This is a genomic window from Nonomuraea sp. LPB2021202275-12-8 (genome assembly GCF_037044575.1).
Classification (GTDB): Bacteria; Actinomycetota; Actinomycetes; order Streptosporangiales; family Streptosporangiaceae; genus Nonomuraea.
Map to the genome: position 1 here is coordinate 63,862 of NZ_JBAHWD010000002.1, position 23,012 is coordinate 86,873.

The 23,012-nt window shown below is 71.2% G+C and carries 18 protein-coding genes; 9 read left to right on the forward strand and 9 right to left on the reverse strand.

What is annotated here, in order from left to right; translation table 11 throughout:
- Window positions 1-40 precede the first annotated feature (40 nt).
- Both V5E28_RS04085 and V5E28_RS04090 read right to left on the reverse strand, forming a co-directional pair.
- On the reverse strand, window positions 41-3,511 hold the full coding sequence (locus V5E28_RS04085) for a LamG-like jellyroll fold domain-containing protein (RefSeq protein ID WP_336204982.1): 3,471 nt from the start codon (window positions 3,509-3,511) through the stop codon (window positions 41-43).
- Window positions 3,508-5,346, reverse strand: a complete 1,839-nt coding sequence (locus tag V5E28_RS04090; RefSeq protein WP_336204983.1) for a DNRLRE domain-containing protein — start codon at window positions 5,344-5,346, stop codon at window positions 3,508-3,510. The genes V5E28_RS04085 and V5E28_RS04090 overlap by 4 nt, the downstream gene beginning before the upstream one ends.
- A gap of 272 nt (window positions 5,347-5,618) precedes the next feature.
- Between V5E28_RS04090 and V5E28_RS04095 the strand changes: the two genes are divergently transcribed.
- On the forward strand, window positions 5,619-8,486 hold the full coding sequence (locus V5E28_RS04095) for an AfsR/SARP family transcriptional regulator (protein WP_336204984.1): 2,868 nt from the start codon (window positions 5,619-5,621) through the stop codon (window positions 8,484-8,486).
- A 21-nt stretch (window positions 8,487-8,507) separates the two neighbouring features.
- Here the strand turns inward: V5E28_RS04095 and V5E28_RS04100 are convergent, their stop codons facing one another.
- The gene (locus tag V5E28_RS04100; protein ID WP_336204985.1) at window positions 8,508-9,902 is read right to left on the reverse strand and encodes an aminopeptidase P family protein; all 1,395 of its coding nucleotides are present in this window, start codon (window positions 9,900-9,902) and stop codon (window positions 8,508-8,510) included.
- 155 nt (window positions 9,903-10,057) lie between these two features.
- On the opposite strand from V5E28_RS04100, the gene V5E28_RS04105 reads away from it, so the two are divergent.
- The 4 genes from V5E28_RS04105 (at window position 10,058) to V5E28_RS04120 (ending at window position 13,578) form a co-directional block, all read left to right on the forward strand.
- A complete protein-coding gene (locus tag V5E28_RS04105) occupies window positions 10,058-10,486 on the forward strand; it encodes a CBS domain-containing protein (RefSeq protein WP_336204986.1) in 429 nt (142 codons plus the stop codon).
- 21 nt (window positions 10,487-10,507) lie between these two features.
- Complete coding sequence (locus V5E28_RS04110; RefSeq protein ID WP_336204987.1) at window positions 10,508-11,059, forward strand: hypothetical protein; 552 nt, start codon at window positions 10,508-10,510, stop codon at window positions 11,057-11,059.
- A gap of 81 nt (window positions 11,060-11,140) precedes the next feature.
- Window positions 11,141-11,914: a cyclase family protein gene (locus V5E28_RS04115; protein WP_336204988.1), complete on the forward strand. Its 774-nt coding sequence runs from the start codon at window positions 11,141-11,143 to the stop codon at window positions 11,912-11,914.
- The gene (locus V5E28_RS04120) at window positions 11,911-13,578 is read left to right on the forward strand and encodes a thiamine pyrophosphate-binding protein (RefSeq protein ID WP_336204989.1); all 1,668 of its coding nucleotides are present in this window, start codon (window positions 11,911-11,913) and stop codon (window positions 13,576-13,578) included. The genes V5E28_RS04115 and V5E28_RS04120 overlap by 4 nt, the downstream gene beginning before the upstream one ends.
- Here V5E28_RS04120 and dhaM read toward each other — a convergent pair.
- Genes dhaM through dhaK form a run of 3 tightly spaced genes read right to left on the reverse strand, consistent with a single transcriptional unit; the run spans window position 13,575 to window position 15,557 of the window.
- Entirely contained in the window at window positions 13,575-13,949 is a 375-nt protein-coding gene (dhaM, locus tag V5E28_RS04125; RefSeq protein WP_336204990.1) for a dihydroxyacetone kinase phosphoryl donor subunit DhaM, read from the reverse strand. The genes V5E28_RS04120 and dhaM overlap by 4 nt on opposite strands.
- 13 nt (window positions 13,950-13,962) lie before the next feature.
- On the reverse strand, window positions 13,963-14,577 hold the full coding sequence (dhaL, locus tag V5E28_RS04130) for a dihydroxyacetone kinase subunit DhaL (RefSeq protein WP_336204991.1): 615 nt from the start codon (window positions 14,575-14,577) through the stop codon (window positions 13,963-13,965).
- A complete protein-coding gene (dhaK, locus tag V5E28_RS04135; RefSeq protein ID WP_336204992.1) occupies window positions 14,577-15,557 on the reverse strand; it encodes a dihydroxyacetone kinase subunit DhaK in 981 nt (326 codons plus the stop codon). Before dhaK ends, dhaL begins: the two co-directional genes overlap by 1 nt.
- 117 nt (window positions 15,558-15,674) lie before the next feature.
- Here dhaK and V5E28_RS04140 point away from each other — a divergent pair, with 117 nt between their 5' ends.
- Complete coding sequence (locus V5E28_RS04140; RefSeq protein ID WP_336204993.1) at window positions 15,675-16,433, forward strand: lysophospholipid acyltransferase family protein; 759 nt, start codon at window positions 15,675-15,677, stop codon at window positions 16,431-16,433.
- On the opposite strand, the gene V5E28_RS04145 is transcribed toward V5E28_RS04140, so the two are convergent.
- Entirely contained in the window at window positions 16,430-17,236 is an 807-nt protein-coding gene (locus tag V5E28_RS04145) for a serine/threonine-protein kinase (RefSeq protein WP_336204994.1), read from the reverse strand. The two genes, V5E28_RS04140 and V5E28_RS04145, sit on opposite strands and share 4 nt — an antisense overlap.
- A 56-nt stretch (window positions 17,237-17,292) precedes the next feature.
- The gene (locus tag V5E28_RS04150) at window positions 17,293-18,543 is read right to left on the reverse strand and encodes an MFS transporter (RefSeq protein WP_336204995.1); all 1,251 of its coding nucleotides are present in this window, start codon (window positions 18,541-18,543) and stop codon (window positions 17,293-17,295) included.
- A 68-nt stretch (window positions 18,544-18,611) separates the two neighbouring features.
- Between V5E28_RS04150 and V5E28_RS04155 the strand changes: the two genes are divergently transcribed.
- The 3 genes from V5E28_RS04155 to V5E28_RS04165 all read left to right on the forward strand — a co-directional run bounded on the left by V5E28_RS04155 (window position 18,612) and on the right by V5E28_RS04165 (window position 21,700).
- Window positions 18,612-19,244, forward strand: coding sequence for a helix-turn-helix domain-containing protein (locus V5E28_RS04155; RefSeq protein ID WP_336204996.1), 633 nt, complete (start codon window positions 18,612-18,614; stop codon window positions 19,242-19,244).
- Window positions 19,245-19,354: 110 nt separating this feature from the next.
- Entirely contained in the window at window positions 19,355-20,857 is a 1,503-nt protein-coding gene (locus V5E28_RS04160) for a SagB/ThcOx family dehydrogenase (RefSeq protein WP_336204997.1), read from the forward strand.
- A gap of 123 nt (window positions 20,858-20,980) precedes the next feature.
- The gene (locus V5E28_RS04165) at window positions 20,981-21,700 is read left to right on the forward strand and encodes a DUF4142 domain-containing protein (RefSeq protein ID WP_336204998.1); all 720 of its coding nucleotides are present in this window, start codon (window positions 20,981-20,983) and stop codon (window positions 21,698-21,700) included.
- Window positions 21,701-21,745: 45 nt separating this feature from the next.
- Here the strand turns inward: V5E28_RS04165 and V5E28_RS04170 are convergent, their stop codons facing one another.
- Window positions 21,746-22,996 (reverse strand): serine hydrolase domain-containing protein, encoded by a 1,251-nt coding sequence (locus V5E28_RS04170; protein WP_336205422.1) that lies wholly within the window; start codon window positions 22,994-22,996, stop codon window positions 21,746-21,748.
- Between the last annotated feature and the right edge of the window lie 16 nt (window positions 22,997-23,012).

The window sequence follows — 23,012 nt, forward strand, 5'->3', positions numbered from 1 at the left end:
AAGGGCGTGAGACGGTTCGCCTCACGCCCTTGCGCTCAGGTCAGTCTTCTAGAATAGGACGGTTGGGGCTACCTCCTGATTTGCATACTGGATACCTGAACGACCCTCTCGCGGATCCGAAGGCCCGAGGCGGCACTCTTTCGACCTCACAGGAAAGGTCGGCCCGAACCTGTTCTTCGTGGACCAGTTTGTCCTTGCCCATGAACTTGGCCACGAGCGTGGCAATGGTGGCATGGCGATAGTACTTGGCGGAGCAGTCATCCAGGCATTCGGCTTCTATCCAGCTCACGCCTGCATTAAGGGATGGCTTGACTCCCTTTCCGAGGGTTCGCTTGTATTTGATGCACTCCCACTTGGTGCTGGTGGTGAATGACTGTCCGAAATTTCCGGTGTTGTCGGTGCCGACAGTGAAACCGATGTTGGTCTGGGTAGTTGTCGTCTGTGTCTTGACGCAGACCGTGCTCTCGATGCTGACCGTCAGGTGCTTGACCAGCGCTTTACCGTATGCCGTTTGATATTGAGCCGACGAGGCGGGATAGATGTCCAGCCTGCTGAACACGTTCTTGAGTCGCCATTTCCTGAGCCACTCGTTGTAGCTGGTCGGTACCGTCCACTCCGAATAGCTCTTGGCCATCACATACCAATTCTTTCCGATGCGGAGCTTTCCGCTCTTGCTGTCGCGCTCCTGGCCGAGATTGCCCCGCCACCATGCGTACTCGCCGTCCTTGATCGGGGGATCCAGGCTCGCGCCGCCGGCATTTCCCGGATCGAAGTCGGTCGAATCCTCTTCGGCGTCGTAGGGCACTTGAATCACGCTCATTTTGCCGCATCGCTCGAAGACGTGGATCGAGATCATGTATTCCATGGGCTCGACCATGCCCGGCTCGTCCGAGGCGGTGCCGGTTCTTGCAGCGGTGGCGGGCACGTCCCATTCCCGCTTCACTCCCGCGATGACGCGGACGGAACCACCGCCCATCTCTTGGACCACCACGTCATTGAGCGTCACGGTGGAGTTGCTCCGCGGCAGGCCTTCCAGCCCTGAGACCTCGTGCCGCTGCTGCAACGCGGCGTTGAGCAGGGAGAGTGAAGCGGTGTTCGGCGCCTGAGGATCTACCCCTGGTGCGTCCCAGACCGTGCTCGCGCGACCCTCTAGAACGGCGTCCTGGGCCTGGTAATAGTGCTTGACCCGGTCGATGTACGCTTGCGCGCCCGCCACGGATTCCGCGATGGCCGCCGGGCTCTGCTCTTCGTAGGGAACACATTCCGCCCCTCCGCCTCCATCGGCTGGAGGTGGCGGAACAGCCTTGGTCGTAGCGGTCGTGCTCTGCCAGTCGCTGGAGCCGAACGCAGTCTTCGCCCGTACTTTGATCGTGTAAGTGATGTCGTTCGCCAAGCCGTCGATGGCGGCGAACGGCTGGTTCGCTTCCATGGACTTGACGACCGCGCCGCCGGCATCTGTGACCTCGACGTCGTACCCGTCGAGCATGGCGATGCTGCCGTTGTTCTCCGGTAGGCCCCAACTGGCCGTGGCGCTGGCATCGCCGCCTTTGGCGATCAGGTTGAGCACGCTGCTTGGTGGACCGGCGGGAAGGTACGCGAGCGCAAGCGATGGTTGCTCGGCTGCCGCCGGGTCACCGAAGGAGATGATCTCTTCCCTATCGGTTGTGAGCAGGAGCCATTGATACTCGCTGCCGGCTATGTCGCCCTGAGGGCCGCTCAACGGCAGGGAATAGGCGGCGTCAGGCTCCACGTCGTTCGCGAGATCCGGGCCCTTGGTCTGGCTGGTGACCGTGTTCTTCAACGGCGTCGCCGTGATGATCGCGTCAGCCGGACAGGTACCCGGCGAACACGTGGGACTGCCCAGTTTCAGCATTCCCTCGGACACCATCGCGCCGTCCGGCAACTCGTCGAGCTTGAAGCCGACCACTGCCGCTGTCCTGTCGATGCCGCTGCCACCGATACGCATCGTGGCGGCGTCTGTAACTGTGCAGGGGCCGCCGTCGCAGGCGGTCGGATCCGTCTTCGCCGTCTTGATGACGAAGCCGTCCTGGCCCAGCGTCAGCTGCCGCACATCCTCCGCTGGAGGCGGTGGCGGGGTGCCCGGCGTCGTGAACGTGACGGCGGTCGTCTTGGGGGTGCAGACCTCCTCCAGTGGTCCCTCCGTCGCGGTGGACGTCGCGCGCGCCGTGGCCGGAGCGGGAGCGGCCGCCTGCGGCTGGACCTCCAGGTAGTCGAGTGAGAGGTTGCCGTCCGCCACCAGCAGCGTGGACATCCGGATGGTGTTCTGGCCCGCCTTCAGGTTCACCGTGACCGTGGCGTCGAGCCAGGTCGTGGTCCTGGCCATGGACGGATAGACGGGGCTCCCGTTGTTGACGTCCACCAGGACCATGGGCGAGGCCTGGGTGCTCCTGTAGCGGAAGCTCAGGCCCGCGCTGGTCGCCGAGGCGGCGTTGATCGTCCACGTGATGCTGGAGGACGAGCCTTGATTCCTGACCGCGCTGCCCGAGGTTCCGGCCGGCGTATTCGTCATGACCCGGAAACCCGACAGAGCCGCCGACTCCGCCTCATGACGAACCGGCCCCTCGGGGGTGGGTGTCGGAGTCGGAGTCGGGGTGGGGGTCGGGTCGGTCGGTGTCGCCGTGCCCTCGCCGACCGCGCAGGCGATCATCTGCCATCGGTACGCACGGCCCGGTTGGACGGTGCCAGGCGGGACCTGGAACGAGGCCCGCTCCCCGCCGTTGGCTGCGCGGGTGCCGAGCGGGGCGGCTCCGATGGGCGTCCCCTGGTCGTCGTACAGGTAGTACTTGGCGATGAGCGGCCCGCCGGAGGGCCGGTTGACCATGCCCGAAAGGATTGGCTGGGCCGGATCGGCCATGCCCGTCTCGGTATCCGACGGCAGCATGGGCGCGTCCGACGTGATCCGGTAGGCAGGGCTCTCGTTGCAGGAGGGCGGGGTGACACCGTTGCGGCAGGCCTTGACCACGAACTTGAAGCTGGCCGGGTTGTCCAGCGCGAAGACCTGGTCCACCACCTGGCCGGAGGGGATCCCGTTGTAGCTGGTGGCCGACGGCGCGCCGTACAGGGCACGGACGTCGTCGGAGCTCAGTGCCCGCTCGTAGACGCGCATCTCGTCGACTCCGCCGTTGAGCTGCCCGTCGATGCCGATGATGTCGCCGCGGCCGATCTCGAAGTCGCCGCGGGCGTCCCAGGTGCTGGTGTGGTCCTTCTCACCGGCGAGCACGCCGTCCACGTACAGCCGGAGCTTGCCCGCCGCGTGCTCGTAGACCGTGACCAGGTGGGTCCAGGTGCCGATCTTGGCGTGCTGGTCCGACAGCGCGATGATGCCGCCGGTGGTGGGTGTGCGGGCCATCTCCAGCCACCACTTCTGGCTGAGGTCCGGGTCGTCGGACGAGCCGAGGTAGGCCAGCGCGACGCCCGGGCGATCGTCGCTCGCCTGGCTGAAGACGGTCTGGGCCTCGGTGTCCGTGGTCAGTTTGACCCAGGTGCTCACCGAGAAGCTCGCGTTGTGTGCACGAGCGGCCCGGTGGTGGCCGCGTGGCCTTCGGTGAACGTGACCGCCTGCCCGATCTGGCCGGGGCCGCGGGTGTAGTCGCCGTCGAAGGTGGCCGTGGCGTTGCCGCCAGATGAGTCCGCCGCCGTGTCGCCGGTGGTCTCGTCGAACTTCCAGTAAGCGCGCGCCCCGGACGGGATGGATGGCGGCGGCGCCATGGTGGAGTCGTTCACCGTGACCGTGTAGTCGAGCGGGCGGGCCTCCGCGACGCTGGACTTGAAGCCGACCTTCACGCTGGTGCTGCGGGCGATCGCATCGTTGCCCGACAGGGAGTCGATCGACTCGGCCGTGATCGTGGGGATCTCGGGCGGCAGCATGTAGGAGACGGTGAGCTTCGGCGGACGAGCGCCCGAGCCGGTCATCTCGGCCGAGTGGAAGTCCACCCACCCCCAGGCGTCGTTGAAGCGGTCCTCGTCCTCCTTGACCGCGCGCACCTGCACGCCGTGGTTGGGCGCCCCCGAAGTCCAGGCCTGGGTGATGCCGGTGATCGGCCAGGTGAACGCCCGTGGCAGCTCGTCGTCATCGTAGAAGTCCTTGCACAGCTGGGTCTGGGCGTCGTTCTCGACGACGGCGGGCAACTCGTCCCAGTTGAGCCCGCCTGGCTCCCAGGGCTCGGTCACGCGCGACACCTTCATGCCGCCCATCAGCTGGAGGCAGTCCACGGCGTCGACCGCCCAGAGCTCGAGGCGGGCGTCGCTGACGGCGCGCCCGGCCAGGGGAGCGGTGTCGAACTGCAGGAAGGCGCGATGGTGGTCCATCTCCTCGGAACCGTCCAGATCGAGGCCGCCGCCTACGGTGAGCAGCTCGCCCGTGTAGTCGTCCCAGGAAGTCCAGAAGGGCGACGGCGGAATCGAGTTGATGGTGGTGTCGCTGACCAGTCCGAGCGTCGTGGTCGGGTCGACGACGACCGGATAGACGGTGTCCGCGGCGGCGAGGAAGCCGGCGTCGGGCTTGAGCACCAACACGCTCTTGCCGCCCTCGGTCTCCACCTTGGTAATGATCTTCCCGGTGCGCCGGTTCAGCTGCTGGGGAGCCTTGCCGGACGTCGTACGGCCGCTGTCGACCATCACCGGCGCGGGAGCGAGCGCCTGGACGCGGCCCTTGGCATCGGTGAGCTTCAGGCCGCCGCTCTTCACCGCGGCGAGTTTGAGCTTGCCGGTGTCGGCGGGCATCCGGAACTCGACCTGACCCTTGGGCCGCTCGCGCAGCACCACGTCGTGCCGGAAACCGGTGGCCAGTGCCGTCACGACCAGGTCGGCTCCCTTGCCCGCGGCGTCGCGGTAGGTGGCGACGTTGCCGGTGACCTCGGGCCGCGGCAGGTCCGATGGCCAGGACAGGGCGAGCCGCTCTCCCCTGTCCCGTTCCAGCGCGACGAACGGCCCGTCGCCGCCGGTCGATAGGCGTACGTCCGCCTTGGTGAGCCTGGGCTTGAGTACCCCGTTCTGCTCGACGAGCGTGGTGTCGATCCACCCCCACGTGCCGTCCGCCTGCTTGAGCTGGGCGGGGGCAGCGTACGACTGGGTGGTCAGGTGGCCGTCCGGATAGGCCCACGTGCGCGTGGCCTCGGTGTAGGCCGCCTCCACGGGCACCGGCTCGCCTCGTTTCCTGGCTTCGGCGAGCGCGGCGCGCAGGTGGGCGTCGGGGTCATCCGGCCGCGGGAACGTGGTGAGCGCGGGGGGCGCGCCGGTCGCGGCCTCCGAGGCTGCGGGCGGCGCTGTGGCGGGCAGGGTGACGAGCAGGGCCGAGACCAGCATCAGAGCGGTGGCCGGGACCAAAGGGATTTCTTTTCGTGCACGCGCGCGCGTGCCGATCGGGGGGCGTGAGCGCACCCGTTCCTCCATCAGGGGAGCAGGGATTGACCGGGTTCCTCGACTCGGTCGGGATTGGCTCCGTCATGATGAACGCGACCGCTCTCGGTTCTCTCCACACTTTGTCGCGATCTTGTCATGCCGATCTGTTACCCCACGGTGCGCGCACCGAGATCATGATCGTTCACCATGTGACCGCGAGTAGGGACGGGGGTCTTTCAAAAGCCGAAGGGGGAAGAGTGCGATTTCGCATTCTCGGGCCGGTGGAGCTCTGGCGCGACGGAGTGGCTGTGCCGATCGTGGGGGAGAAGCAGCGCACCCTGCTCGCACAGCTCCTGCTGCACGCGGGCCAGGTGGCGCGGCACGATGAGCTTCTGGCCGTGCTGTGGGGTGACGAGCCGCCCGGTGCTGGACGTAAGGCTCTGCACAACCACCTGTGGTCCCTGCGCAGGCTGATCGGCGACGGGGGAGAGCTGATCACGACCGCCGGCGGCTACGCGCTGCGGATCCCGGCCGGAGAGCTAGACCTGGCCGTGTTCGCCGAGCGCGTCGAAACGGCAGGCGCGCATCGGGCCGCGGGCCGGGTCGCCGAGGCGGCCGGCGAGTTGCATGCCGCGCTGGCGCTGTGGCGGGGAGCGGCCCTTGGCGGCACCCGCCAGGAGTTCCAGGCGGGCAAGAGCGGCGCGCTGGAGGAACGCCGGATGGCCGCCCTGGCCGACCGGGTCGACGCCGATCTCGAACTGGGACGGCACGCGGAACTGATCGGCGAGCTGCGGCGCCTGGTCGACGGAGCACCGCTGGACGAGCGTTTCCGCGCCCAGCTCATGCTGGCCCTGCACCGTGCGGGGCGACGCGCCGATGCGCTGCAGCAGTACCGGCTGGCGCGCACCACCCTGCGTGACGAGCTCGGCCTGGAGCCGGGGCGGGCGCTGAGCGAGCTCCATCAGTGGATACTCACCGCGGACGGCACGCAGGACCGGCCGCGGGGTGTCGGGACCCGCCAGACACTGGTCCCCCGGCAGTTGCCCGCCGACGTCGTCCGGTTCACCGGACGCAAGCGAAGCCTTGACGAGCTGGACGAGCTCCTCTCCGGCGCGCTGATGATCGCCGCCGTTGCGGGCGCAGGCGGCGTCGGCAAGACCGCCCTCGCCACGCGCTGGGGGCACCGGAGCGCCGACCGGTTCCCGGACGGCCAGCTGTACGTGGACCTGCGCGGCTACTCGCCCGGCCCGCCGGTCGAGCCTGGCCAGGCGCTGCACCAGTTGCTGCGCGGGCTCGGCGTGCCGGCGGACGAGATCCCGCACGAGACCGACGAACGCGCCGGCATGTACCGGTCGCTCGTCGCCGGTAGGCGGATGCTTTTCCTGTTCGACAACGCGGCCTCGGCGGACCAGGTACGCCCCCTGCTCCCGGGGTCCGCGGAGGGCCGCACCCTGATCACGAGCCGGCACTCCCTGCTTGGGCTGGCGGTCACCCACGACGCCGGCTTCCTGCACCTGGACGTCCTGCCCGCGCGGGAAGCGGAGGAACTGCTCGTCGCCCTCCTCGGCGCCGGACAGGACACCGACGCGGTGGCGGAGCTGGCCCGCCTGTGCAGCGGGTTGCCGCTGGCCCTCCGGCTGGCCGCCGCGCACGTCCGAGGCCACGCCGGTATGTCCGTGGCGGAGTTCGCGCACCGGCTCCGCGACGGGAACCGGCTCGCCGAGCTCGACATCGACGGCGACCCGCACATCGGCGTGCGCGCCGCGTTCGCCCTGTCCTACCGCAGCCTGCTGCATCCCGCGCGGCAGGCCTTCCGGCTGGCCGGCCTCCACCCCGGGCCGGATCTCTGTCTCGAGGCCGTGGCCGCGATGACCGGGCAGGCGCCGGAGGCCACCCGCCACGTCGTCGGGGCTCTCGTGCGCGCCCATCTCGTCCACCGTGACGAGCGCGGCCGCCTCAGCATGCACGACCTCATCCGCGAGTACGCCCGCGAGCAGGTTGCCGATGACGGCGAGCGCCGTCAGGCACTGACCCGGTTGCTCGACTGGCACACCCACACCACCCGTTCCGCGATGTCGTGGGTGGATCCCGACGCGAACCTGATCCGGCCCACGGTCGAGGAGCCTGCCGGTGGCGTGCCCGAGTTCGCCGGTGGTGACAGCGCGCTGGCGTGGCTGGCCGCCGAGCACCGTAACTGGGTCGCCCTGGTGGAGCTTGCCGCGGGCGACGGGTGGCCGGTCCACGCCTGGCAGCTCGCGTACACGGCGGCGTACCACTGTTACCTGGCGAGCAGCATCGACGACTGGGTGGCCACCCAGCGTCTGGCTCTCACAGCGGTGCGATCCGTCGGGGACCACTCAGGCGAGGCAAAGGTCCTCACGACACTGGGCCATGCCCACATGGCGGCCGACCAGTACGCGGAGTTCCTGGACTGCCAGCGTCAGGCGGTGGCGCTGGCCCGGCTGCAAGGCGAGCGGCAGACAGAGGCAGAAGCCCTCTACTACGTCGGCTACGGTCTTCATCGGACCGGACGGCTGGCCGAGGCACTCGACGCGTGCGCGCAGGCTCGCGAGCTCTACCAGGGGCTCGGCGACCGTCCGGGTGAGATCGCCGTCATCGACACGATCGGGCAGGTGCACCTGCGGCTCGGGGACATGGGCCAGGCGGTGGCGCACCTGAGCACCAGCCTCGATCACATCCGCGGGTGCGGGCGGCGTCACGACGAGGCGCACACGCTCATGCACATGGGCACGGCCTACGCCGGCCTCGGCGATCTCCCGCGTGCCCTGCGCTGCCAGGAGCAGGCCCTGCTCATCAGCCGCGAGATCGGTGGCAAGGAGCCGGAGACCGAGGCGCTCTGCCGCATCGGCAACATCAAGACCATGCAGGGCCGCCTCGCCGAGGCGCTGCGCCACCAAGAGGAGGCCCTCGCACTCGCTCGCCGCCTGGCCAGCCGCCACCTGGAGAGCATGGTGCTCAACGGCCTCGGCGGCACGCACGCGGCGGCCGGCGATCGCGACAGGGCCAGGCAGTGCTTCGGTGCGGCGCTGGAGCTCGCGCGGAGCATCGGCGACCCTTACGAGCTGGCCGCCGCGCGAGCAGGCCTGGACGAGACCGAGGCCTGACCCCGCGCCCTGGCCCCGTTCCTAGGAGAGCAGAGTCGCCATCCAGGACTCGACCTCGTCCGGGTGCCGGGGCAGGCCGGAGGACATCAGTCGCGCCCCGTCCGCCGTGATCACCAGGTCGTCCTCGATGCGCACGCCCAGCCCTCTGAACTCCGCCGGCAGCGTGAGGTCGTCCGGCTGCAGGTAGAGGCCGGGCTCGACGGTCAGCACCTGGCCCTCCTCCAGCACCCCGTCGAGGTAGGCCTCCGCGCGGGACTTGGCGCAGTCGTGGACGTCGAGGCCGAGCATGTGGCCGCTGCTGCAGAGCGTGTAGCGGCGGTAGAGGCCCGACTCCATGAGCGTGTCGGGGGAGCCCTTGAGCACGCCCCAGTCGCGCAGTCCCTCGCAGATGACGCGCATGGCCGCCTGGTGGAAGTCGCGGAAGCGGGCTCCCGGCCTGAGCGCGCCGATGCCCGCCTCCTGCGCCGCGTACACCAGCTCGTACACCTGCCTCTGCACCGGGTCGAAGCGGCCCGACAGCGGGAGGGTGCGGGTGATGTCGGAGGTGTAGAGGCTGTCGGTCTCGACGCCGGCGTCGAGCAGGAGCAGGTCCTGCTGGCGGAGCGCGCCGTCGTTGCGGATCCAGTGCAGGACGCAGGCGTGCGCGCCGGAGGCGACGATGCTGTCGTAGCCGGCCGCGTTGCCCTCCAGCCGCGAGCGCAGCCCGAACACGCCCTCCAGATAGCGCTCACCGCGCGGGTGGCCGAGCGCGAGCGGCAGGGCCCGGACCACGTCCTCGAAGCCGAGGCCGGTGGCGTCGACCGCCGACTGCAGCTCGCCGACCTCCCACTCGTCCTTGACCAGCCGCATCTCCGACAGGAAGATCTCGAACTCGGCGTCGCCCTCACCCGGGTCCACCAGCGCGTCCACCGACGGGTCCACCCCGCGCAACACCCGGGCCGGGCCCTTCAGGCTCAGCTCGCGCAGGTGCGCGCACTCCACCTGGTAGAGCTCCGCCGCCTCGGCCAGGTCCGGTCTGCGGCCCACCCAGAACTCGCCGTAGCGGCGGTCACGGTAGAACTCCTGGCCCTCTTCGCGCGGCGAGCGCGGCCTGACGTACAGCCTGGCCTCGCCCGACGGCTCGATGACGAGCACGTCGCCGGGCTCGCTCGCGCCCGTCAGGTAGGAGTAGGCGCTGTGCGGCCGGAACCGGTAGTCGCTGTCGTTGCTGCGCACCTTGAGCGTTCCCGACGGCACGACGAGCCGCTCGCCGGGGAAGCGGCTCGCCAGCGCGGCGCGCCGCTTGGCCGCCCACGGGGCGACGGCCACCGCGGGCACGCCGGTGCGCCGGGTGTCGGCCCACCCCGTGCGCATGAACGCGGCCAGCTCCTCGGTGATGGGTAGATCGTGGCTTCCGGTGTTGAGCGGCTCGGTCATACGTGTCCCCGCGGGTGCTTTCATGTGATTTCGGTACGGGCAGCTTACGGGATTCCTTGACGGGGTCCCCACCGGCGCGCTTGCCTGGGAACCAGGTCGAGTGGAGCGCTTTAGACGGGTCCCGCTCGGGGTAACTGAGAGCCGAGGTGGTGCACATGCTCATCGGTACGATCCTGCGCGGCAAGGGGAGCGACGTCACGACGGTGGCGCCGGAATCCAGCGTCCGCGAGTTGCTGGCGCAGCTGGCGGAGCACAATATCGGAGCGGTCGTGGTCTCTTCTGACGGTGCCACGATCGCGGGCATCGTCTCCGAGCGCGACGTGGTGCGCCGCCTGCACGACCGGGGCGCGGCGATCCTCGACGAGCCGGTCTCGACGATCATGACGGTTGAGGTCCGCACGGTCACCCCGCGCGACAACGTCGAAGAGCTGCGCAAGATCATGACGACCCACCGGGTCAGGCACATGCCCGTGGTCGAAGAGAGCCGCCTGGTCGGCATCGTCAGCATCGGAGACGTGGTCAAGAGCGCGATCGAGGAGCTGGAGACCGAGAAGGCGTCGCTGGTCGACTATCTCCACCGTTGACGTGGGTGGGAGGCTGTCCGGGTGATGTACGGGCCTCCCGAATACCCGCGCGCCTCCAGCAGCCCGACGATCATCCTGCTCGTCTCCGGGATGGCGGCCGTGCTGGGATTCCTCCTCGGGTTCTTCGCCGGGATGGGCTCGGGTGACACCTCGTCCTCGCCCGCGCCCCGGGTCACGGTGACAGTCGAGCGCGAGTCCCCGTCCGGGCAGCCGTCGGCGCCCGCGACCACCGAGCCTCCGGCGCCCCCGGCGACCTCGGCCCCGACCGGCACGCCCGCGCCGACGGGAGCGGCGACGGGATCGCCCCCGAACGGGACGAGCACCGACCTGCTCGGCGCCCTGGAGTCCCTTCGCACGCTGGTCGTGGGGGTGGACATCCAGCCGGGCACCTACCGCACCACCGGCCCCGCCACGGGCGGTGGACAGTGCTACTGGGCCCGTATGAAGGGCACGACCGGCGACCTCGGCGACGTGATCGCGGCCGACATGCCGTCAGGTCCCGCCACCGTCACGATCCTGCCCACGGACAAGGGCTTCCAGACGGCCGGCTGCGCGGAGTGGGCGAAGGCGTGACGCATCGGGCACGCCGCCGGGGGTGATTGCTCAGTTCATCCGCGCGTAGGAGGATCTCCTCAGCCCACCAAGGAGGATGACATGTCGGTGTTGCGGAGCTTCGTGGACAGTGTGCGGAACGGCTCGATCGAGGTGATCGACCTGACCGCGCCGCTGTCGCAGGAGACGCCGATCCTCCAGTTGCCCGAGCCGTTCGGCAACACGATCCCGTTCCGGCTGGAGGAGATCAGCCGCTACGACGACCGCGGCCCCGCCTGGTACTGGAACGACATTCACACCGGCGAACACTCCGGTACCCACTTCGACGCCCCGATCCACTGGGTGACCGCCCGCGACGGCGAGGACGTCTCGCAGGTTCCGGCGCGCAGCCTGCTCGCGCCCGCCGTGGTGCTCGACTTCTCCGCCGAGGCCGGCAAGGACCCCGACTTCCTGCTCCAGATCGACCACGTCAAGGAGTGGGAACGCGCCAACGGCCCGCTGCCCGAGGGGGGCTGGCTCCTCTACCGCACCGGCTGGGACGCCAGGTCCGCCGACCAGGCCGCGTTCCTGAACGCCGACGAGACGGGCCCGCACACCCCGGGCATCTCCGTCGAGTGCGCCAAGTGGCTGGCCGGCGAGACGCCCATCCTCGGGCTCGGCGTGGAGACCGTCGGCACCGACGCGGGCGCCGCCCACTCCTTCGACCCGGCGTTCCCGTGCCACTCCTTCCTGCTCGGCGCGGGCAAGTACGGCCTGACCCAGCTGCGCAACCTCGATCGCCTCCCGGTGACGGGGGCCGTGGTGGTCGCGCCGCCGCTGCCCATCGTGGGCGGCTCCGGCAGCCCGGTCCGGGTGCTCGCCCTGGTCGAGCGTTGATCGTCGCCGAGGCCGTCGGCAGGATCCTCGCGGCGGCGGGCGCCGAGGTGGTCTTCGGTGTGGTCGGCAGCGGCAACTTCCACGTCACCAACGCTCTCGTGGGCCACGGCGCGCGCTTCGTCGCGGCCCGCCACGAGGGCGGCGCGGCCACCATGGCCGACGCCTACGCCCGCATGAGCGGCAGGGGCGGCGTCGTCACCGTGCACCAGGGGCCCGGCTTCACCAACGCGATCACCGGCATCGCCGAGGCCGCCAAGAGCCGCACCCCGATGATCGTGCTGTCCGGCGAGGCCACCGACGCCCGCTCCAACTTCGCCATCGACCAGGACGCCGTGGCCCGCGCCGTGGGCGCGGTGCCCATGCGCGTCTCCGCCCCGGACACGGCCGGGCAGTGCGCGCTGGAGGCCTTCCGGGTGGCCTGCCAGGAGCGGCGCACGGTCCTGCTCAACCTTCCGCTGGATGTGCAGGCGGCGGACGCCGGCGGCTCGTGGTACGAGCTCGAGCTCGCCGCCGCCCGGCTCCGCGAACGACCGCAGGCCGCCGCGCCGGCGGTGGAGGACGTGGCGCCGCTGGTGCGGATGCTCATGGGCGCCCGGCGGCCGGTGTTCGTCGCCGGGCGCGGGGCCCGCCACGCCCGGCGCGAGCTGGAGGAGCTGGCCGATCAGACGGGCGCCCTGCTGGCCACCTCGGCCGTCGCCAGGGGGCTGTTCCGCGGGAGCCCGTGGGACCTCGACGTGAGCGGCGGGTTCGCCACGCCGCTGGCCGCCGAGCTGATCCGCGACGCCGACCTCGTGGTGGGCTGGGGGTGCGGGCTCAACATGTGGACCACCCGCCACGGGTCGCTGATCGGGCCCGGGGCGAAGGTCGTACAGGTGGATCTGGAGCCTGCGGCGATCGGCCGTCACGTGCCCGCGGACCTCGGCGTGGTGGGAGACGTGGCGCGGGTCGCGCTGGCGGCGCGCGAGGCGATCGGGCCGTCTCCCGCGCGGGAGGTCGCGGAGGAGCACGGTTACCGGTCGCCGGAGCTGGCCGGGCGCATCCGACGGGAGGGCCGGTGGCGGGCCGTTCCGTACACCGACGAGAGCGGCGACGGCCGGATCGACCCGAGGACGCTCACGATCGGGCTGGACGATCTGCTCCCCGCCGAACGGCTCGTAGCCCCCGATTCCGGAAATTTCATGGGATATCCCTCGATGTTGTTGGATGTCCCCGATGAGTATGGGTTCTGCTTCACGCAGGCGTTCCAGGCGGTCGGGCTGGGCCTGGCCACCGCCGTCGGAGCCGCCGTGGCGCGGCCGGACCGGCTGCCGGTGGCCGCGCTGGGCGACGGCGGGGCGCTGATGAGCGCCGCCGAGCTGGAGACCGTCGCGCGTCTCGGCCTGCCGATGCTGGTCGTGGTCTACGACGACGAGGCCTACGGCGCGGAGGTGCACCACTTCGGGCCGCACGGGCATCCGCTGGACACCGTCAGGTTCCCGCCCGCCGACCTGGCCGCCATCGCCCGCGGCTACGGGTTCGAGGCCGTGACGGTGACGGACCCGGCCGGCCTGGCCGGGGTGGCCGCCTGGCTGAAGGGCCCGCGTGAGCGGCCGATGCTGGTGCACGCCAAGGTCACCCGCGAGCATCCGTCCTGGTGGCTGGAAGAGGCGTTCAGAGGGCACTAGAGCTTGCGGTGGCCGCGGGCCTCCTCCGCGGCGGCGAGGACGGCGGCCAGCGGCGCGCCGCCGCCCGCCGACACGGCCGCGGTGATCGCGCCCTCGACGAACGGCGCGTCCGCCACCACGATCCGGTCCGGCTCCTCCAGCAGGCGGGCGGTGAGCACCGAGCTGCCCAGGTCGGGCACGAGCACGATCCCGTCCCCCTGGTCGACGGCCGCGATCGCCCGCTCGATCAGATCCACGCTGGTGCCCAGCCCGCCGTCCTCGGTCCCGCCCGCCGCCGCGACCGGCACCCGCTCCCCGGCGATGCCGCGCGCCAGCGCCGCCGCCTCCGCCGCCAGCCCGGCGCTGTGCGAGACGAGCACCACGCCCACCATCAGACGGCCACCATCAGGAAACCGCCGCCAGCGCCGCCATGATGAGCGCCGACGAGGCCGCGCCCGGATCCTCGTGCCCGACGCTGCGCTCGCCCAGATAGCTGGCCCGCCCCTTTCGGGCTCGCAGCGGGATCGTCGCCTTCGCCCCCTCCTCGGCCGCGCGGGCCGCCCGCTCGAACGCCTCCCGCGCCTCCACCCCCTCCTGTACGGCCTGCGCCAGCGCCCTGGAGGCGGGGACCAGCGCGTCCACCATGGTCTTGTCGCCCGGGACGGCCTTGCCCAGCCGCTCCACCGCCCGCACTCCCGCCTCGAACGCCGTGGCGAACCCGGCCGGCGTGACCGGCGTCTCCAGCGCTTTGCCCATCTGCCGGAACGCCGAGCCGTACAGGGGGCCGGAGGCGCCGCCGACGCGGCGGATCAGGGTCGTGCCGGCGGAGAGCAGCACCTGCGCCGGCGAGGTCGGTGGCCAGTCGTCCAGCGCCTGCAGCACCTCGGTGAACCCGCGGTCGAGGTTCGTGCCGTGATCGGCGTCGCCGATGGCGGCGTCCAGTTCGGTCAGGTGGTCGCGGTGCCGCCGGACGAGCTCGGCGGCACCGGTGAGCCAGGCGAGGAAGAACTCGGTGTCCATCAGCGTCCCCAGCGCAGCCCGGGCGTCTCGACGGGCGCGTCCCACAGCCGCGTCAGGGTGTCGTCGAGCCGGCAGACCGTGACCGAGAAGCCCTGCATGTCCAGGCTCGTCACGTAGTTGCCCACCAGTGACCGCGCCACCCGCGCCCCCTTGCCCCGCACGAACGCCGTCACCTCGGCGAAGACCACGTACAGCTCCATCAGCGGGGTGCCGCCCATGCCGTTGACCATGACGAGCAGGTCGCCTTCCAGCGGCAGGTCGCCGTGGATCGCCTCCATGGCCACGGCGGCCAGCTCCCGCGCCGGGGCCATCGGCACCCGGGCCCTGCCCGGCTCCCCGTGGATGCCGATGCCCAGCTCCACCTCGCCCTCAGGCAGGTCGAACGTGGGCTTGCCGGCCGCGGGCGCGGTGCAGGAGGTCAGCGCGATGCCGAAGGAGCGGCTGCGCTCGTCCACCTCGCCCGCCACCCGCGCCACCTCGGCCAGCGGCGCGCCCTCCTCGGCCAGCGCTCCGGCGATCTTCTCCACGAACAGGGTGGCCCCGGTGCCGCGGCGGCCAGCCGTGTAGAGCGAGTCCCGCACGGCCACGTCGTCGTCGACCAGGACACTGGCCACCTCGACGTCCTCGACCAGCTCGGCGGCCATCTCGAAGTTGAGCACGTCGCCGGTGTAGTTCTTGACGATGTGCAGCACGCCGGCGCCGCCGTCGACGGCCCTGGTGGCGTCGATGATCTGGTCGGGCACGGGGGAGGTGAAGATCTCGCCCGGGCAGGCCGCGTCGAGCATGCCGTGGCCGACGAATCCCGCGTGCAGGGGCTCGTGCCCTGAGCCGCCCCCGGAGACCAGGGCGACCTTGCCCGGCCGCGGGCCGCCGGCCCGGTAGACCACCCGATCGCGCACCCGCAGCGACGGGTGCGCGGCGGCGAGGCCGGTCAGTGCGTCCTCAATCACGGACTCGGCCGTGTTGATGAGCTTCTTCATGGTCAGAACATCTGCCCGTTCCGGGCGGGAGGCAAGCGCCACGGCGTGGATCCCGGCGATCCGATGCGCTGGACGGCGCCTGCCAAGGAACCGGCCTCAATAGGCTACCTTCTGGTCATGGCTGAGATCGTGTACCCGCCGGTGATCGCCGCCGCGCGGACCCTCTTTCGCGTGCTCGATTACCGTTTCCACCTGGAGGGGACCGAGCACATCCCGCGGACCGGCGGGGCGGTGCTGGTGAGCAACCACATCAGCTATCTCGACTTCATCTTCGCCGGGTTCGGCGCGGTCCCGGCCAAGCGGCTGGTGCGTTTCATGGCCAAGCAGGACGTGTTCGACCACCGCGTCTCCGGGCCGCTGATGCGCGGCATGCACCACATCCCGGTGGACCGGGGGGCGGGCGCCGGCTCCTATGCGACGGCGCTGCGCATGCTCAAGGCGGGCGAGGTGGTGGGCGTGTTCGCCGAGGCGACGATCAGCCGCTCGTTCACCGTAAAGGACATCAAGAACGGCGCCATCCGCATGGCCCAGGCGACCAAGGTCCCGATCATCCCGGTGGCGCTGTGGGGCAGCCAGCGGCTGTGGACCAAGGGCAGGAAGAAGCAGCTCCTCCAGCGCCACGTGCCGATCACCATCATCGTGGGCGAGCCGATGTACCCGCAGCGGGGCGAGGACGTCAACCAGCACGTGGCCGACCTGCACTCCCGGCTGTCGGGCCTGGTGGACCGGGCGCAGCGGACCTATCCGGAGATCCCGCAGGGCGTGTGGTGGCAGCCCGCGCATCTGGGCGGCACCGCGCCCACCCCCGAGGAGGCGGCCGCCATGGACGAGGCCGAGGCGCGAGCGCGCGCCGCGAAGGACCAGCCGGGTCTCTAGATGGCGGCCTGATAGCTGCTGGCGCGCATGCCCGCCAGCAGCCCCGCCGTCTGCTCCGGAGTGAAGCGCCGCACCGGATCGTGGTGGAGCAGGCCCTCGATGAGCGGGCGCATCACTCCGGCCCGGCGCGGCGGCGGGAAGCCCCCGCTGCGCGCCATCCCCAGCACGGTCGCGGCGTCCTGCCCCGGGTAGGGCGGCTGGCCCTCGATGGCGCTGTAGAGCGTGGCGCCGAACGACCACATGTCGGCCTCCTTGCTGGCAGGTCCGCCGTGCAGCCGCTCCGGGGCCATGAACGCGGGGGTGCCGCGCAGCCTTCTGGAGGTGACCATCCGGATGTCGCCCTCGGCGGTGGCGATGCCGAAGTCGGTCAGCACCACCCGGTCGCCGGTCAGCATGACGTTGGCCGGCTTCACGTCACGGTGCAGCACCGCGGCCTGGTGGGCGGTGCGCAGCGCCGCGAGCAGGTGCTGGCCGATCGCCGCCACCGACTGCGCGGGCAGCGTGCCCACCTGGGAGAGCAACTGGTGAAGAGAGAGGCCGTCGAGGTACTCCATCACGATCCACAGCTTGCCGCCCTCTTCGATGAGGTCGTGGACTGTGACGATGTTGGGGTGCGAGAGCCTGGCCGCCATGCGCGCCTCTCGGAGCACGCGACGGCGCACCATCTCGGCCTCCCCGGCCAGCGTCAGCTCCTTGAGCGCCACCTCACGGTGGAGGAGCTGATCGAATGCGCGCCATACGACGCCCATACCCCCACGACCGGCCTCCTCGTTCAGGAGGTACCGTCCGCCGATCTCCCGCATACCATCCCCTCATTGACAGGGGTAATCATGTCATCTCAGCGCACGTCTTTGGATGCCTAACGTGATCTGGATATGTCGGGAATCGTAGTGTCGCTGGTCAGAGGCGATGAAATTCGATCCAGTGCGACACGCCATATGAGGCCGACGGCGGCCAGGCAGACGGCCGCGGCGCCGAGGAACACCGCCGGCAGCCCGGCGAACTCGCCCAGCACCCCGCCCAGCGCCGCGCCGATCGGCATCCCGCCCATGGCGATCAGGCGGTAGGCGGAGTTCACCCGCCCGAGCAGCTCGGCCGGGATGAGCCGCTGCCGGGCGGAGACCACGAGCACGTTCGCCGCGGCCCCGGTGGCGCCCCACACCACGGCGGTCGGATAGAGCAGCCACCCGATCGGCAGGAGGACGGGGACGAGGTAGAGCAGCGCGCTGATCAGCCACAGGCCCACCAGCGCCCGGCCCTCGCCGACGAGCCGGGTCACGCGCTCCGACACCAGCGACCCCGCCACGGCCCCGACGGCGAGCGCCGTCATCACCAGCCCGTAGCTGCTCGGCTCCATCCCCATCCGGGACCCCTCGCCGACGACCCACAGCACGAACACGCCGAAGTAGGCGGCGCTGGCGAGGTTGAGCATCCCGGCGGAGACGGCCATCGTGCGCAGGAGGCGGTGCGCCCACAGGTAACGCAGCGCCTCGCCGATGTCCCCGGCCATCGACCGCTGCCCGGTGCTCTCGGCTCGGGGCAGGAACCGGCCGCGCATGCCCAGCAGGAGCAGCCCCGCCGCGCCGTACAGGAGGCCGGGGGCGCCGAAGACGGCGGCTGGCAGAAGCGTGACCAGCAGGCCCGCGACGGGCGCGCCGGCGAACTCGTTGCCGATCATCTGGGTGCTGACCACGCGGCCGTTGGCCCTGGTGATGTGGGCGGGCGAGACCGTCATCGGCAGCACCGACTGCGCCGCGATGTCCGCGAACACCTCGCTCACGCTCGCCAGCAGCACCGCTCCCAGCATGATCCACAAGTTCATCAGCCCGAGCGCGCCCAGCGCGGCCGCGGCCACGAGGACGGCGGCGCGGGCCACGTTCGCCAGCACCATGATCCGCCGGCGGTCCAGGCGGTCCGCGATCGCGCCCGCGGGCAGCGCGAACAGCAGCCACGGCAGCGTGGCCGCCGCCCCCACCAGCGCCACCTGGGCGGGGGAGCGGGTCAGCGACACCGCGAGCAGCGGCGCGCCGACCTTCAGCACGCCGTCGGCGAGGTTCGACAGCGCGGTGGATGACAACAGGAAGCCGAACGATCGGCCGAGACGTGCCATGGGGTACTCCGGTAGTGTGTAAGGAAAACTGTGCATGGATTCCTTTGCAAAGATAGGTTTGCACACTGATGCAGCGCAAGAGCTTTTCCGCCCGGACTCTCGACGCCCACGCGCTCAAGTCCTTCGCCCATCCCCTCCGCCTGCGCCTGTACGAGCTCCTTGAGGAGCGCGGCCCGTCGACCGCGACCCAGCTCGCCGTCCTGGTCGGCCACAACACCGGCGCGACCAGCTACCACCTGCGGGAGCTGGCCAGGCACGAGATGATCGAGACCGTGCCGGAGCTCGGACGCGGCAAGGAGAAGTACTGGCGGGTGGTGCCCGGCGGCTTCTCCTTCGGCGAGCAGCCCGCCGACGCCGACACGGCCGGCGCCTTCGAGTTCCTGCTCGACGAACTGGTACGGCAGCGCGGCGCGGAGCTGACCCGGTGGCGCGAGGAGGTGGACGGGACGCCGCAGGAGTGGGTTCAGGCCAGCGGGCTGGGCCGCCGCTCGCTGCGGCTCACGGCCAAGGAGACGACCGGGATGCGGGACGCGGTGTTCGAGGTGCTGGAGCGCTACCGCGCTCTCTCCGACGGCCGGACCCGCGAGGCCCCGGTCGCCGACCCCGCGACGGCCCACGTCATCGTGCACTTCGACGTCTTCCCCGTGGGCGTCGGCGGCGAGGAGCCGGAGCGGGACGACGCCGAGGATCACCCCGCCTAGGGGCATCCCTAGGTCGCGCCCTGAGGCGAGATCGTCGATCAGCGCCCTAGTGTCCATCGTCACCTGGCCTTTTCGCCGGGCCGGCGAGGCGACGAAGGATGCGACATGCCATGCGACCGCTCCCCAGCCGACCGCCCCGCCCGGAGCGCGCCGGCCCCGGGCAGGTCGTGGCCGTACCGATGACGGCTGACGAGCCTGGCTGCACGGTGGAGGTGTGCGACGAGCTCTCGGTGGAGTACGTGCTGGACACCGACCTGATCGTCGGCGGACGCGGGCGGCGGACACACGCGGTCGTCCGCGAGGCGGCCCGCCTCGACCCCGAGTGCCGGCCCGTGCTGGTCCCGGGCACCCGGCTCTACCTCGACGAGTCGGGCGCCGCGCGGCTCTGCCTGCCGCTCGGCGAGCCGGTGCTGGACCGCCACAACGCCGTCACCGTCCTGCGGCGCCGGCGCCGGGACGTGCTCGTCCGCGGCGACCTGCGGCCGCTCTGGGAGACGCTGCGGGCGGCGGACGGTCACACGCCCGCCGGCCGGTTCCCCGCCGCCTGCGGCACGCTTCCGGGCAGGCTCGCCGCCGCCGGCGCCTTCGACCTGTCAGGCCGGCCCGTCGCCCGCTACCTGCACACGATGACCAAGAAGGGCGTCCTGCCCGGCGACCCGCTGACGTCCCGCGCCCTGTTCCACCCGCCGATCCGCCCCCCTGTACCACTACCCGCCCCTCCGCCGGCCGAGAGCCTCTCCCAGCCGGTCTCGGACACGTCCCGCGATACCCCTTCCGACGAAGGCGCGGGCTCTGAGGGGGCCGTCACCTCGGGCGGGAGCGTTGTCCCCGAGGCGGGGGCGGGAACCGCGGAGGGCTCGGGCGCCTCCGGAGGGGCCTCAGAGCCGTTCACCGACGCCGCACCCGCGCCGCCTGCGAGCGGTGCGCAGGCGTCCGCGGGAGCGGGCACGGTGCGGCCGGCGGCCGTCCGGGCGCGGCGCGGCGTCGCGGGCCGCCTGCCCGTCAGCACGGGCGTCCCGGCCCCGCTCGCGTCGCTGCACGCGCTGACCAGGAGCCGCCGCTCCGTCCACGACCACGACGGCCCGGCCCTGCGCAGGGCCGAGCTCGACGCGATCCTCACCACCGCCTGCGGCGTCACCGGCACGCTGCGCCCACAGGGCCACGGCGTGCCCCTGCGGGCCTACCCGTCGAGTGGCGGGCGCTACGCGATCGAGGTCTACCCCGCCGTCCTGGCGGTGGACGGCCTGCCATCCGGCGTGTACCGCTACGACGCGCGGGCGAGCGCGCTGGACCCCGTGCGCGCGGGGGAGGTGCGGGCCGATGTGCTGGGCGCGGCGCTGCCGAAGGAGCGGGCGACTCTGGGCAGCGCCGCCGCCCTCATCTGCCTGACGGGAGTCTTCGCCCGCCATGAGGACCGGCACGGCGAGGGCGGCTATCGGATGCTGATCGCCGAGGCGGGACACCTGTCGCAGAACCTCGTGCTCGCCGCGACGGCGCTCGGCGTCCACGCGCGTCCGGTCAGCGGCCTCTTCGACGACCTGGTCAACCGGGCACTCGGCCTCGAAGGCGAGGAGGAGCAGTTCGTCCTCGGCGTCCTGCTCGGGCACACCTGATCGTCGCCCGCCGAACGTTCTGCCCATGACGATGAACGCCCCCGCCGCGCCGTGCGTACCCACTGTTGATCGGCGAACCGCCGGTCTGGTCATACCCGATGACCCGGAAGGGGATGACGGCGAGTGCCCCCTCGACATGGCCGACTCGTACTGGTCGGCGCCGTCGCGCTCCTGGCCGCAGTCGGCTGCACCACCCCCGGCGGCCTGCAGAGCGCCGACACGGCGCGAGTCTTCGACACCCCCTCGACAGCCGTGGAGGACATCCCGGAAGAGGAGCTGGCGCCTCCGGCGACCAGCCTCACAGCCCCGACCGGCTCGCCGGCCGCGTCACCCGCCGAGACGGCGGGCGACACCGGCACCTGGCCGACCAAGTGGGGCCCGTTGTCGGCCGCCGACCGCGACCTGATCAAGAAGGTACGGCTGGCCACGCTGTGGGAGATGACGATCGCCCAGGAGGCGATGCAGCGAGCGAGCACCGCCAAGGTCCGCACGATCAGCGCGGAGATCTCCGAGCAGCACCACGGGCTGGACGAGGACGCCCGCGAGCTGGCGAAGAGGTTCGACGTGCGCCTGCCGGTGAGGCCGACAGAGGCGCAGCAACGCTGGATGGCCGACATCTCCGGCAGATCCGGGCGCGACTACGACGTCACGTACGTCAAGTGGCTGCGGCTGGCGCACGGGCAGATCTTCCCCCTGATCGGCGCGGTGCGCGGGAGCACCCAGAACACGCTGGTACGGCGCTTCGCGGAGATCTGCAACGCGGCCGTGCTGAACCATCAGCGGCTGCTGGAGAGCACCGGCCTGGCCGGCCCCGAGGCCTTCCCGACTCCGCCCGCCGTCTGAGGCCCGCCCGGCACGTCGTCGGGCGGGGTCCCAGGCGCGGTGGCGCTAGAAGTAACGCGAGGTGAGGTCCGTCGCCGGCCAGGAGGCGACGGTGCCGATCGCCTTGCCGAGGATCGGGTCGATGTCGCCGAACGACGGCGCGTCCCCCTCCTGCCTGCGGTTGAACAGGGCGCAGTAGCTGACCCCGTTCTGCACCCTGGCCAGGAAGCCGAACGTGCCGGGCATCGAGCCGTTGTGCCAGATGTTGAGCCCGCCCACGTTGTTGTTGCGGACGCTCCAGCCCAGGCCGTACCAGGACCCGCCGGACCCGATGCCGATCTCCGGCTTGGCGAACACCCGTGACAGCGATGTCGAGTTCAGCACCGGGCCGGGGGCGTCGAAGACGAAGCCCCACTTCACCAGGTCGACGGCCGAAGCCAGCCAGCCGCCGTTGGCGTCCTGGTTGTCCATGTTGAAGCCGCCGTACTGGTAGGGCACGATCGCGCCCGCGTCGTTCAGCACCGTCTTGCGGGTGTAGACGGAGTCGTAGTTCGCCTCCGTCGAGGCGGCCTGCGAGGCGAGGCTGCGGCCGAGGCGCATCCGGGTGATGCCGACGGGGGCGAGGAGCCGCTGCTTGACGTAGGCCTCGTAGCTCAGGCCGGAGACCTTCGCGATGATCCGGCCGAGCAGCATGTACCCGTAGTTGCTGTAGGCGTAGCGCGAGCCGGGCGTGAAGTCGAGCTTCCTGGCGGTGGCGTACTCCATGATCTCGTCGTGCCCGATCGGGAGCGGCGCGTCCAGCGCGGCGGAGATCGTGTGGTCGGCCCAGAGCTGGTCGAGCGAGGCGTCCCGGTCCCAGCCGCCGGTGTGCTGGAGCAGCCGCCACAGGGTCACGTTCGCGAGCCGGGGGTCGGCGGTGGCGGACAGGCCGAGCAGCTTGGTCACCGGGGTGCCCAGGGTCAGCTTGCCGTCCTGGGCCAGCCGGGCGACGGCCGCCGCGGTGATGCTCTTGCTGAGGCTGGCGATCCGGAACAGCGACGTCGGCTGGACGGTCTTGGTCACGCCGCCGCGCGCATAGCTGCCGTAACCGCGGGCCAGCAGGATCTTGCCGTTCTTGGCGACGGCGAGCTGGGCGGACGTGATGCCGCGCTGGGCGATGAAGGTCTTCAACGCCGTGTCGAACCCGGCGAGCTGGCTGGGCACGACGCCGCTGACGGGGATGGCCGAAGCGGATTCGGCAACCGCCGGGCGGACGCCGAGCGCGATGGCGGGGGCGGCCAGCGCGCCCGACTGGAGGAGTCGCCGCCTGTTGAGCATGGTCACATCAGTCCCT